Source organism: Flavobacterium sp. B167r (assembly GCF_056824315.1).
Genome location: NZ_CP124859.1, coordinates 856,694 through 871,687, shown reverse-complemented (window position 1 = coordinate 871,687; position 14,994 = coordinate 856,694). Strand labels below are relative to the sequence as shown.

4 protein-coding genes are annotated in these 14,994 nt (G+C 34.7%); 2 read left to right on the top strand and 2 right to left on the bottom strand.

Features of this window, described 5'->3' with window-relative positions:
* Window positions 1–9: 9 nt before the first annotated feature.
* Complete coding sequence (locus tag QLQ96_RS04060; RefSeq protein WP_482494894.1) at window positions 10–4,227, bottom strand: Ig-like domain-containing protein; 4,218 nt, start codon at window positions 4,225–4,227, stop codon at window positions 10–12.
* Between the two features lie 407 nt (window positions 4,228–4,634).
* On the bottom strand, window positions 4,635–5,117 hold the full coding sequence (locus QLQ96_RS04055) for a regulatory protein RecX (protein ID WP_482494892.1): 483 nt from the start codon (window positions 5,115–5,117) through the stop codon (window positions 4,635–4,637).
* 278 nt (window positions 5,118–5,395) lie between these two features.
* Here QLQ96_RS04055 and QLQ96_RS04050 point away from each other — a divergent pair, with 278 nt between their 5' ends.
* Both QLQ96_RS04050 and QLQ96_RS04045 read left to right on the top strand, forming a co-directional pair.
* Entirely contained in the window at window positions 5,396–10,615 is a 5,220-nt protein-coding gene (locus QLQ96_RS04050; protein ID WP_482494890.1) for a T9SS sorting signal type C domain-containing protein, read from the top strand.
* Between the two features lie 150 nt (window positions 10,616–10,765).
* The gene (locus QLQ96_RS04045) at window positions 10,766–14,635 is read left to right on the top strand and encodes a T9SS sorting signal type C domain-containing protein (RefSeq protein WP_482494888.1); all 3,870 of its coding nucleotides are present in this window, start codon (window positions 10,766–10,768) and stop codon (window positions 14,633–14,635) included.
* Window positions 14,636–14,994 lie beyond the last annotated feature (359 nt).

Here is a 14,994-nt window from a genome sequence, read left to right as displayed (position 1 = left end):
GTTTTTGTATTAATTAAATATGATTTTCTTTGTGACTGTATGATTATTTTCAAGTATCACTTTCACTAATAAAACTTGGTTGCTAGAAAATAAGTTAGCAATCTGTAGTTCTTTTGTTTCAATTTTATTTTTGCTGAAAATTGATTGCCCTCCGATTGTAAAGATTTGCACTTCTTTAATGTTTTCGATGCCACTAGTTATATTTATTACTTTTGATTTAACAGCAACTAAAACTCCATCAGCTACATTTTCAAAATCATCTGTACCTAATGTTTTACTTGTGTAACGCAATACAAAACGATCTGCAAAAGTTCCGATAGCAGTTTTGAAAGTATAATTAGAAGAACGTAGGTCCGTTGTAATACCGGTAGTTTTATCTTCTAGATAAACAGCTTGTTTGTTGAAAAATCCATCTGCGTGATCTATCGAGATTGTAAGTTGACTTTCTGATGTTGCTTTATAACCAAGAGGAATTATTTCTGTATTATCAAAAGGTAAAGCTCTTGCCTGAATTGTAAGTTTCTTCGTTTCGTTTATACTATAGAAATCAATGTAAGTATTGGCTCCAAGGGTGGTAGCATCATAGCTATAATCGAAGCCGTTTGTTGCGCCTTCTGCATATCCTATTAGCATTTGTTTGTATCCATCTTCGTCATTGCTTAAATTTAACCATAAACGGTTTACTTCAATTGCAGTTTCTTTTGCTGTGGTTTTGAAGAACTGTGTGTTATTTGCTTTCACACGCTGACCATTGTTAAATACAAGAGAGTTTACGTTTGGTTTTACAAGGAATCCTTGTCCCACGCCAATATAACCATCGGGAGCTTCTCCTCCAGTTGTAGCTTTTGTTGATCCAAATAATGTTAATACTGCATAATCAGGGCTACTGTATCTGTATGTATTGCTGCCATTTTCTTTTTTTGGAGGCGAAACGTGTGTCCAGAAATATAGTGGCCCAACATTTCCATTGTCTCTAATAAATTGGCGCCCATCAATAGCAGATGGATAAGGATTTCCAATAAGATGGTATTTGTCAACTGTAGTTGAAATTGGAACATCTCCATTGTTTGGTACTCCATAGAATTTTCCAGTAAAGTCAGTACGAATTAGACTGTCAAAAGACTGTGGCCCTCTAATGCTGTAACCTTTTCCAACCTCCATCGGCATTGTTCCATACATGTTGGTTGCCCATTTGAAATCAGAAGTCCAGTAAAAATATTTATCGGCTAAAGTTTCTGGAGATAAGGTATTCATTTTAAAATTTGGATTGTCTACAGGTGATGACCAATAGGTCAAATCAAAGCGATTAATATTGGTTGTTCTCTGTATTTCAAAAGACGTCATGCTTCCGGTAAACAAATTTTTACTAGTAGAAGTTTGTAATAATGATCCACCAGATTGTACAAGTAATTTTCCTCCTGCTCCTACGTTTATGTTTTCATCAACCGTTAAAGTAACATTTTTTGGAACCGTTAACGTAATATTTGGATTAACGGTACAAGAACAAACATTAATGTCAGAATTTAAAGTAGTATCTTTATTGATAACTAAACTGCTTCCATCCTGAATAGTACCAGTTCCGTCATAAATAACATCAGTTTTAGTAAAGTTAATTGCAAGATTTGCATCGCCGCCATCTTCTCTTAAACGTATTTCTACTCTAGAATTACTGTTTAAAGGGTATAGTTGTCCGCCATTAATTATATACGATGCATTATTCCAACCATTTTCGGAAGAGATCAATACATCATCAATGTAAAGTTCATAAGCATCATCATGATTTACATGTCGTAATTGATATAGCCCACAATCAAACCCTTTACGTTTGTAAACGATTGTAAAGTTGTTGTCTGGGATTTGAGAACCTTGCCAGATTGTTGCAGAAGATGGAGATTTATCTTTTGGCCAAAAATTTGCTGAATCAGGATTTAAATTAGGGTCAACATAATAACCAGCGTATCTTACATTGCTTAATGTGATATCATTGTTAACATAGCCGTATACATTCCATACTTTATTTCCATATTCAGTAGGGTTTCCTTTTTGCATACCATAGAAGAAAGATACTCTTGCATCTCCTCCATCTTCGTAATATTCAAGAACAAATTTATGTTTGCCAACGCTTAAATTTTGCGTAGCATAGTCCGTTGTATATCCGTGGCCGTTCCATCTTGTAATTATAGGTGTTGCTACATCATCGATATAAAGTCTTACTCCATCATCACTTCCAAGGTCAAAACTGTATACACCAGCTTCGGTAATAGTTGCCAGCATTTGGTATCTCACAAAGAAACGATCTACAGGAGCATCGACACACGGAATATTTGTAGTTGCACCAGCAACAGCGCCTCCTCCAACATTTCTATCAAAGTTTTTGCTTTCAGTTACAGTTCCGATATAAGTTGCAATATTGGTATTTGGTAATGCTGGATATGAAACATTTGGGGGCATGTTTGCATTATCCGCCATTTTATAAACATATCCAATCCATTCATCAGACCCAAAAGCGGTTTGATCTCCAGTTGGCGTGCAAGGAGCAGCGGTAACGTCAACACTAACTGTTGCAGATGAGTATAGCGTTCCATTAGAAATGGTATAAGTAAAATTCGATATTCCAACAAAACCTGCAGTAGGTGTGAACGTAATGTTTGTACCATTTATAGCTACTGTTCCTCCAGAAGTAGGCTGAGTAACTGTAATACTTTGTACAGGAGTGTTTCCTACTACATCATTAGCCAAAACAGGAATTGAAATGTTTTGATTGGATGGTATTGTCGCAAAATCACTATAAGCTGCAAATACATTAGGGTCTTTTATACTTCCTTTAATGTTTAATTTGGTTCTAAAGTGAAAGGCATTGTTTGTATTATAAACATATAGGCGTATATACAGGGTTTGATCTGGTGTCAGATAATTTAAATCTGAACTAAATGGAGCACTAATAGTTGTCCAAGCGTCACCAAATCTTGTTTCTGCTAGTAATGATTTAGTATTGGTGAATGCTGAATTTGTAGAATAATCAATTCTTAATTTTTGATTATTGCCGCCTTGGCTTCTAACTACAAGATTAAAACTGCTTAAATTTACGCGATGCTTATCGTCTGCTTTTATTTTAAATTCTAGATATTGAGTATTGTTAACGTTTTCACTACTTGTCCAATTCCCAGTTTGAAAAAACGGATTTAATGCGTCTTCATTATTGTTATAGCCTAAAGATATATTGCCATAGTTTTTAATGTCGTCTGAAGTAATATAAGGCGATAGTACGGTTGAGTCGTATCTGTTTGATGTATTTCGCCCATACCAAATTACTAGATTTTCAGGTGTGTCTTCTCCAACAGTTACTTGTATTTTTGCTTCTGATGAAAGATTTGAAGCATCTTTTATGATGTATTTGAAAGAAGATATTCCTGTAAAATTATTAGCAGGATTAAACGTTATAGTTTTATCAGGATTAACCGTTACTGTTCCTTGTGAAGCTGGAGGAAGTGAAGAAAGTACAATTGAAGTAACATTTTCTTTTTTTACATCATTGTCTAATGGCGAAATATTTTGAGCTACATTTTTTATAGCTTTCACATAATCGTTGATGGCCAAGATTTTGTTTGGATCAAAGTCTGAAATTGCTCCAGTAATCGTTGTTGAAGTATTTGTTGTTCCAGTTTTGATATGAAAATTATTATATGAACTGTAAACATATAGGCGTACATACACGATTTGTCCTGGCAAAACAGGATTGATTTCCTCTGAAAAAGTTGGTTCTATTGTTGTCCAGTTGTCAACACTTGTTCTTTCTGGTACTAAAACTTTTACATCTTTCTGAAATTTTTGATCTTTCGAGTATAGAATCGTGAATTTTTCAGATGCACCACCTCCTTGGCTTCTAAATGTCAATTTGAAGGTAGATAAGTCTAATTTCTTAGCCGAATTAGGTGTGATTTTAAATTCTACATACTTTGTAGAATCATATTCTCCTTCATTTTGTTGGCCATTTGGCCAGCCACTGCATAGAAAGAATGGTTCCGCTTCCCAGCCGCTGATATATTCAACCTTTATTTCAGAAGGATTTTCAGATGAGCTTAAATATGATGAAGCGACACTTGGATTAATAACCGTTGGTTTTTTGTAGTCATTTTGTGTTGCTGCATCCCATTTGATTAAATCCACATTTTGGGAAAACGTTAAAAAAGGCAATAAAAAGAAAAGTAAAAGTAAAGTTTTTTTCATGTTAAATGTTTTCTATCAATTTGTTATGCTGGCATAGAACTTTTAGAACCGCGGCAAAGATAGATACATCTACGAGCTAGAATTTATTAGGGTTTTGAGAACCTCTATATAATCGATGAATTGTTAAAATAATCGATGAACTACATTAAAAATTTTAATGTTCGACAATTATTCTTATAAAAGTGTTAAAAAAAGTATAGGAATAATCGCAAGAAATGGAGTTTTAGGAGGTGTTTTTTTGCGATTTTAGACTCAAAAACGTCAGATTTGGTATAAAATCTTCAAAAACAGAATAATTTATAACTAACAGTTATGTTGGTTATAAGGCTTTAAATGAGGTTTGAAGGAAATTCAAAAAACTAAAAAAGAGATCAAAAAAAAATCCTTTTTCTGAAGACAAAAAAAAATTAGTTTTCTTCTAATTCTTTTACTTTTTCATAAACTAAATTGCTTTCAAAACCTCTTCGAAGCATATAATCGCAGAATTTTTTACGTTTTTTTAGATGATTGGTTTCTGAAATACTATTCCAGCATCTTTCTGCCAGATTTTTAAAAGTTTCATAATATTCTTCAGCAGAAATTTCTTTTAAAGCCAGCGTAATATTTGTTGAAGAAATATTTCTCACTTTTAGTTCGTTTGTAATCCTGATTTTTCCCCAATGTTTAATTCGGTGTTTGCCTCGTGCGAAGCTACAAGCAAAACGAGTTTCGTTTAGAAAATTTCCCTCAATTAGCTGTACGACAATACTGTCAATCTCATCCCGAGTCATTTTTAGGCTAAATAATTTAGCCACTACTTCATTATGACAGCGTTCTTGGTAAGCACAAAAGTGTTCTAGCTTTTGTAAAGCTTCTTTGATGGTGAAGGTGCTGTTCGTCGGGTTTTTCATGCTTTTTAACGTTTAAATTAAAGAATAGTGAATTAGTTATAAATTAATTCTGAAATTTGTTAATATTTTTTCAAAAGAAATAAATTATAACCTTGCGTATTAGGCTAATTTAAATATTTTTGTACGGAATTTTAACATTTTAAAATTTCGGCCTAAAATGCCAGAATTAACATTTTAGGGTTCAGTCAATTACCAAAAGAACTTGTTCTTTTTAGGAAGAAATGCCTTTTTGCTTTAAGCAAACCAAAAACAAATTTAAAACAAATACCTACAATCATATGATGAGAAAATTACTTTACTCGTTTTTATTTTTCATTTCCTTATGTACCGCAAGCTTTGGTCAGACATCTATATGGAGCAACCAAATTACAGGCACTAACGTTAATAGCAATGCGGCATACAATACTGGAGAAGTTAAGAATGCTAACATTACTGTTACAGGTATCAGAAAGGGAGGTGGAGTTACAGCTGCAACCGCTAACGGAGTTTTTACTGGTAGCCGTTGGACAGGTACAGCTCTAACTTCAGATGATTATTTTGAATTTATTCTGGCACCTAATACTGGTTATTCAATAAGTGTTTCGAGTTTTCAATACATTGGTGTGGTAGGTTCTGGAAGTAGTCCAGTGTCAAACTTTGCAGTAAGATCTAGTATTGATGGATATAATACTGATTTAGAAACTACTTCATCTGGAAATGTTATTTTAGGAACCGCTTTTCAAAATCGTACAAGTGCTATTACTTTTAGAATTTACGCTTGGGGAGCTGGCAACAACAATAGAACTTATGGAATAGATTCTTTTGCGTTTAATGGTTGGGTGGATTGCTTGTCTGTAACTAAATCAAATGCTGGTCCAGATCAAACAGGAAATGGCAGTTCTTTTATATTAGCCGCTAATGCGCCTAGTGCAGGTACAGGAGTATGGTCAATAGCTAGTGGTCCAAATACATCGACAAGTCAGTTTAATAGTAGCGCTAGTCGTACAGCTACATTTACTCCAACTGTTTCTGGGACATATATCTTGAATTGGACAATAAGTAACGGTGGTTGTACATCTACAGATCAGGTTGTAATCTCAAATTGTGTAAGCAATTTAATTAAGAATGGGGATTTTAGTGCAGGCGCCGCCAATTGGACTTTTGCCAGTGCATTAGGAGATAGAGTTGAAATTAATCAAGAAGGGACGTATTTTACTACTACAGGTAGTAATGATAATACAGCAGAACTAGATTCGGAAGCATCATTGAAACAAACAATAACAGTTGTTCCAAATGTACCTTATACATTAAGTTTTATATATGCAAAAAGACCGGGAGCTCCTGAAAATGTTGCAGTTAATATCAGAGTTTTAGGGTCATCATATTTTGCATCAACAAGTTATGTAACAAACATCAGTACTACTGCTCAAATAGGTTCTTTTAATTTTACACCGACAACTTCTTCAATTGATATTGAATTTTATAATCCCGAAAATCCATCTGCAACTTATGGTTCTATAATAGATAATATCGTTTTATTGCCAAGTTCTCAAGTAGTTCCGATTGCGACAACAGTGCCTAAAGGTACTTTTAAAACCTTAGAAGCTTGTGCAGGTGTGCCTGTTCAATTGGATGTGGAGAATGTTCCTGCATCTGGCGTAACGTATTCTTGGACTAGTACATCTCCAGGAGCAGTATTTTCTTCGAATAATATAAAAAATCCCACAATAACTTTTACTGGATCAGGATTACAAAATGCAACAGTTACGGTAACTTCGCAAGGAGGTTGTGCTTCGGCTCCTTCTACTACATATGTGAATGTAAAAGCTGCTCCAGCGGTTTATAATGTTACTGGAGGAGGAGCATACTGTTCAGGAGGTACTGGAGTCGCTATTAATTTAAGTGGGTCAGAAGCATCAGGATCAGGAGTTACTTATCAATTACAATTAGATGGAGTTGATAATGGGGCTGCAGTTTCAGCAACAGGATCTGCAATTAATTTTGGTGTTAAAACAGTAGTAGGTACATATACAGTAATTGCTAAAAATTCCGCAAATTGTTCTTTAAATATGAATGGAAATGCTGTGATAACAGTAAATCCTACGCCAACATTAACAGGAGCTACTCAATCGGCTTCTGTTTGTCCAGGATCTGCGGCAACGATAAATTTAACTGGATTGCTGGCAGGAAGCACGTCAACAATTTCATATTCGATAAATAATGTAGCGCAAACTGCAATTAGTTCTGTTGTGGCAACTGGCACAGGAACAGCGAGTTTTACTACACCAGCATTGACTTCTGCAAATAATGGCCAGACTTTACAGATAACAGGAGTGACAACAACAAGTTCAACTCCAAACTGCAGCTCGTCATTTACAAGAAACGTTACTTTGGCAGTAAATCCTGCACCAACATTAACAGGTGCTTCTCAGGCAGCTTCGGTTTGTTCAGGATCTGCAGCAACAATAAATTTAACCGGATTAATGGCAGGAAGCACATCAACAATTTCATATTCGATAAATAATGTAGCGCAAACTGCGATTACTTCTGTTGTGGCAACTGGCACAGGAACAGCGAGTTTCACTACACCAGCATTGACTTCTGCAAATAATGGCCAGACTTTACAGATAACAGGAGTGACAACAACAAGTTCAACTCCAAACTGCAGCTCGTCATTTACAAGAAACGTTACTTTGGCAGTAAATCCTGCACCAACATTAACAGGTGCGTCTCAGGCAGCTTCGGTTTGTCCAGGATCTGCGGCAACAATAAATTTAACCGGATTAATGGCAGGAAGCACATCAACAATTTCATATTCGATAAATAATGTAGCGCAAACTGCGATTACTTCTGTTGTGGCAACTGGCACAGGAACAGCGAGTTTCACTACACCAGCATTGACTTCTGCAAATAATGGCCAGACTTTACAGATAACAGGAGTGACAACAACAAGTTCAACTCCAAACTGCAGCTCGACATTTACAAGAAATGTTACTTTGGCAGTAAATCCTGCACCAACATTAACAGGTGCGTCTCAGGCAGCTTCGGTTTGTCCAGGATCTGCGGCAACAATAAATTTAACTGGATTATTGGCAGGAAGCACATCAACAATTTCATATTCGATAAATAATGTAGCGCAAACTGCGATTACTTCTGTTGTGGCAACTGGCACAGGAACAGCGAGTTTCACTACACCAGCATTGACTTCTGCAAATAATGGCCAGACTTTACAGATAACAGGAGTGACAACAACAAGTTCAACTCCAAACTGCAGCTCGTCATTTACAAGAAATGTTACTTTGGCAGTAAATCCTGCACCAACATTAACAGGTGCGTCTCAGGCAGCTTCGGTTTGTCCAGGATCTGCGGCAACAATAAATTTAACCGGATTACTGGCAGGAAGCACATCAACAATTTCATATTCGATAAATAATGTAGCACAAACTGCAATTACTTCTGTTGTGGCAACTGGCACAGGAACAGCGAGTTTCACTACACCAGCATTGACTTCTGCAAATAATGGCCAGACTTTACAGATAACAGGAGTGACAACAACAAGTTCAACTCCAAACTGTAGCTCGACATTTACAAGAAATGTAACATTATCGGTTAATCCACTTCCAACACCAACAGCAGTAAAAGACAAAGATTTCACTTGCGAAAGCGGAGGAACTGTTATAATAAGTAATTTACCAGCAGACTGGACAATTAACCAAACAGGACAAGCGCCACAGACTATTACAGGAACAACAGGGTCAAGAACCATTACTGGACTTGCTGCAGGAAATTATAATTTTACAGTAACTAATAATGCTACAACTTGTACATCAAATGTAGTAGCGATTACTATTAATAATCAAACTTCTTCTACAACATGGAATGGTTCAGGATGGTCTAATGGACTTCCAGACGGAAACAAAAGTATTATTATTGCTGTAGCAACATCAGTACCTGCTACCCAGCCTTTTACAACAACTATCCCGGATATCTATGGATGTTCTCTGACAGTTAATTCAGGAGCCGTAGTGACAATTCCAAGTAATGTTACATTACATATCACAAACATAGTAGCAACAAACGGACAGTTAATCTTTGAAAATAATTCGAGCTTACTTCAGACTACAAATGCTGTCAATACAGGAAACATTGTTTACAAAAGAGCAACCTCAGTACGTCGTTTCGATTTGACTTATTGGTCAAGCCCAGTAACAAAAGCAGGTGGTTTTACAATGCATGATTTTTCGCCAACTACTCTTGGAGATAAGTATTTTTATTTTAATCCAAGTTCTACATGGGTAACGAACATGAACGGAACAATGAGTATGGAAACTGGAAACGGTTATAGCATTAGAGGTCCGCAAGAATTTGATACAGTTACACCAAGTACTTTTACCGGTACATTTACTGGAGTGCCAAATAACGGAGATATAACGGTTACTGGAATACCAAATAACGGAGTTGTAACGATGCCAATTATTATCGATAAATTCTTCTTATTTGGAAATCCTTATCCATCAGCGATAGATGCAAAGGAGTTGTTGGAAGCTAATAAAGATGTATTAGGGCCACTTTATTTCTGGACACACGTTACGCCTCCACAAAAAGCTGTTGGAGATAATACTTATCGCTATAGTAGTAATGATTTTACAGTTTTCACACTTGCTGGAAGTACAGATATTACGGGCTTGACAAGCAAACCATTTGCAGGAATTATTGCGGCGGGTCAAGGATTTATTGCAAAACCAAAATCGACACAAATACATTTTAATAATGGAATGCGTGTAGGTGGGACAAATAATGGTGAATTCTTTAAAACAGCTAAAACTACTGGCCTTGAAAGAAACCGTATTTGGTTAAACATTAAAAATGCTGAAGGTGCTTTCAAGCAAATACTAGTAGGTTATGTTGAAGGTGCTACAAACAGTGTAGATTATAATTATGATGCTGCGACGTTGTCAGGTAATACATATATTGATTTCTATAGTATAAATGAAACTAAGAAACTGACTATTCAGGCAAGAGCTTTACCTTTTGACAATACTGATACAGTTCCTTTAGGATATAAAACTACTGTAGAAGGTGATTTCACTATCGGAATAGATCACGCAGATGGATTCTTTGATAAGCAAGAAGTTTATTTAGAAGATAAAACAACAGGCAAGATCATTAATTTACGTAATGAAAATTATACATTCAAGACGTTAGTTGGAACTTTTGCAGATCGTTTTGCTCTTCGTTACACAAGTAAAACATTAGGAACAGGTGATTTTGAAGATCTTGAAAGTAGTGTTCTAGTTTCAGTTAAAAATAAAGTAGTAAATATTACTTCTTCAAAAGAAACAATCAAAGAGGTAAATGTTTTCAATGTTGGAGCTCAGTTATTATACAGCAAAAACAAAGTGAATTCTCAAGAATTACAGATTAACAATTTGCATTCTAGTGATCAAGTTTTATTAGTTAAAATAACTTTAGAAAACGGTTCGACATTAAATAAAAAAGTGATTTTTACTAATCTCTAATATAAAATAATACGTATCAGAAGCCCATTCTTTTCATGAAGAATGGGCTTTTTTATTTATGAAATATCCCTAAATCTTGGTATTGTATTTCTTATTGAGGCTTTATAATTTTAATCTAATTCTTACAATTGTAAATTTAATTATATAGTTTTGATTAGAAGTTTATTTTATTCGTTAGTTATAATATCGCTATCGATTCAAAAAGTTTTCCCTCAACAGGGCAAAGTTGACAGTTCATTTAATGTTTTAGACGATGGACAAATTGGTGATGGTTTTGATAGTACAGTTCGAACTTTACTTATACAGAAAGATGGCAACTTAATTGTAGGTGGTGATTATTTGAGTTTGAATGGAACATCTGTTTCTTATCTGAGTCGTTTAAATCCCGATGGATCTATAGACGAAAGTTTCAATACAGGTGCAGGTTTTAATGGAAAAATTTATGCTTCTTGTTTACAACCTGACGGAAAGATTATAGTCGGAGGGAGTTTTACAAGTTACGATGGAATTAGTGCTGGAAGAATAATTCGTCTTAATGCAGACGGTTCTTACGATGCCACTTTTGATACTGTAATTGGAGTAACGACAGGAATTATATACGACCTAGCTTTACAGTCTGACGGAAAAATAATTGCTGTAGGAAGTTTCACAAAATACAACAATAGTACCGTAAACAGAGTAGCGCGATTATTACCAAACGGAACACTCGATTCTACATTTCTTACCGGTTCGGGCTCTGCATTAAATGTTACGCACGTAAGAATTTCATCAGACCAGAAAATACTTCTCACGGGCAATTTTACTGCATTTAATGCCGTTTCGGCAAATCACATAGTTCGGCTAAATTCTAATGGGACTGTTGATTCTAGTTTGAATATTGGTAGAGGCTTCAACGATGATGTCAACGCAATTGCCATTCAATCTGACGGAAAAATGGTTTTAGGAGGTAATTTTACTCTTTTCAATAATGATATTGCTAATAGAATTATTCGTTTGCATGAAGATGGAACCAAGGACGAAAGTTTTTCAAGTGGTTCTGGGTTTAGTAAAGAGGGAGTCCAAACAATCAAAATTAATAAAAATGGAGATATAATGGTTGGAGGTTCTTTTACAGGATTTTACAATAATGCAGAAGTAACAAGGCTAATTTTTCTCCAATCGGATGGAAGTGTAAAACCGAATTTCGATATTGGTTCTGGACCTGCCTCTGCTTCGATACTCGCTTTAGAATTTGATGAAGAAGAATCTTGGTTTGCTGGAGGTTCTTTTACTGTTTTTAATGGTCAAAATCAAGGCAGATTAGTAAAAATTAGTAATGTCGGAGAACATGATATTTCGTATCTCGCTTCTGGAATTGGCTTCAACAATTCTGTTCTTACTATTTTGCCTCTTCCAAACAAAAAAACAATTGTAGGGGGCAGTTTTAAAAAGTTTAATGGAAATGCCGCTCTCCAAATTACCTGTTTATTGGAAAATGGAATGATGGATCCTACTTTTAATACGGCAAATTCAGGAAGTAATAATTTGATAAAAACGACTGTTTTGCAAACTGATGAAAAGATCGTCTTAGGAGGGAATTTTACAAAATACAATGACCTTGCATACAATCGAATTGTCAGAATATTTTCAAATGGAGAAATTGATAATTCCTTTGGCATTGGCGAAGGATTTAATGCACAAGTTTATACACTAGCAGTTCAGTCTGATCAGAAAATAATTGCGGCTGGATCATTTACAAAATATAGCGGATCGACAGCAAATAGAATTGTTAGAATACTTTCAGATGGGACAAAAGATCCGAGTTTTAACATTGGTTTGGGGGCAGATGGAACTGTAGAAAGCGTCATTATACAATCGGACGGAAAGATTCTTGTTGGAGGTCATTTTAAGACTTTTAATGGATTGCCTTTTGCTGGTTTGGTAAGGTTAAATCCAGATGGAAGTATCGATGCAAACTTTAATATCGGAAGTGGCTTTGATAAGTATGTTTATGCAATTGGACTTCAATCCGATCATAAAATTATTGTGGGTGGTTCTTTTCTGAATTTCAATGGTATTTCACAAAAAAGGATTCTTCGATTAAACAGCAATGGAAGTCTTGATAGAACATTCGATTCAGGTGCTGGTTTTAGTAAAGGCGACGTTCGTGCTATTTTAGTACAGCCAGATGATAGAATCTTAGTTGGAGGAACTTTTTCGGGGACCTATAACACTATTTCTTCCTCAAGATTGGTTCGATTATTGCCTTCGGGGTTCTATGACAATTCTTTTGCAGCACCGCTAAATAACACGCTATATGCAATGAATTTTAGTGAAGACTATAAATTGATAATTGGAGGAAATTTCAATTCCGTTTCAGGTATTTCAAAACATAGAATTGCTCGTTTAAAACTTTGCGTTAATACAACAACTTGGGATGGTGTTTCGTGGTCAAACGGTTTTCCTTCTGCTGGTAAGGATGTTTATTTTAAAGATAGTTTTCCCAATTTAACGACAACTAACATTTGCGGTTGCAATATTGAAAAAGATAAAACAGTGACCTTACTTGAAAAAAACACACTCGGTATTGAATTTGCCTATACTGGCGATGGTACACTCGTTTTAGAAGATTCAGCTAGTCTGTATCAAGACGATAATGAGATGGTAAATACAGGCATTGTTCATTTAAAAAGAAAAACAAAACCAGTAATTCGATTTGATCTTACTTACTGGTCTTCGCCTGTAGCAGATATGAAAATGTTCGATTTTTCGCCTGAAACACTTGGTGATAAATATTTTTGGCATGACCCAATTTTGTATTGGAAAACAAACATGAATGGAACAATGACAATGATTGCAGGTAATGGGTATAGCATTAGAGCACCACAAAGTTTTTCTGCAACAGAACGCGCAATATTTGAAGGTGTCTTTAAAGGAATTCCAAATAATGGTAAAATAAAAGTTGAACTTATCGCCGCCGATAAGTTTCATTTAGTTGGTAATCCTTACCCTTGTTCAATAAGCGCAGATGATTTCTTAAGAGTAAATGCTCCAAAAATAAAAGGAGCATTATATTTTTGGACACATAATACGCCGCCTAGAATTACAATACCAGGAACTACCACATATCGTTATTCTATTGATGATTTTGCAGTTTACAATTTGTTGGGAGGTGTTGGCACAAGGTCAGCTTTAAGTTCGGGAGTTAATAATGATGCGCCAAATGGCGTAATCGCTTCTGGACAAGCTTTTTTTGTAAAAAGCAATGAGACAGGTTATTTAGAATTTAATAACAGCATGAGAGTGCGTGATAGAAATACATCTTTTTATCGACCAGCTCTAGTTTCAAAATTAAAGGCTGTTAATGAAAAACATAGGTTTTGGCTAAATATAAGAAATGACGGAAATGAGTTTAAACAGCTTTTATTAGGGTATACAACTGGCGCTTCAAATTCTTTGGATTCAGATTATGATGCAGAATATTTAAGTTCAGGAACGTCAGTGGATTTTTATAGTTTAATTGAAAACAAAAAGCTAGTGATTCAGGGTCGTGAATTGCCATTTTTAGAAAGTGATTCAATTGCTTTGGGCTATAAAACCACGGTTAAAGATAATTTGAAATTTGAAATAGATCATCAAGATGATTTTTTCATCAATAAATCTATTTTTTTAGTAGATAAAAAATTAAATAACGTTCATAACCTTTCTCAAGGTTCCTATCAATTTGATTCTGAAGCGGGGACTTTCAACGATCGATTTTCTATAGTTTACACGAATAAAGTCTTAGGAAATAAAACTTTTAAAAACAATTCTCCAAACGTTTTAATATCGGTTAAAAATCATAATATAAATGTTGAATCTTTTGAAGAGAATTTAAGAGAGGTTGCAATATTTGATGTTTCAGGAAATCTATTATATAAAAAAGAAAAGCTTGAAATTAAAAGCCTCAATATCCAAAATTTGTTTTCTTCTCATCAGGTTTTATTGGTAAAAGTGATTTTCGAAAACGGCAAATCAACTTCAAAAAAAGTAATTTTTTAAACGAATTTTAAACTCATTTAGTACAAAACCTTTTATAGATATCTTAAAAGGTTTTTTGTTTTAACTAATTGATTATCAATATTTAGGTGTTGATCATTTTCAAAATTAACAGTTTTTTCTTATTTTTTATACTTTCCTTGATTTAGGTGTTAAAATTATGGGTTTAATACTACAAGCTAAATTTGTATGTAAATAAAATCGTACCTTGTTATTGCATTTAATCGACTAAATACACTTTTAAATCGACTAAAAACTTTTCTACAAGCCTTAAATGTTTTTTTTCTTCAAAAAAATTACAGTTTAACAGACTGTTTTTTATCTGCCTTAGATTGATTGTGAAATCGGAATATTTCTTAAGA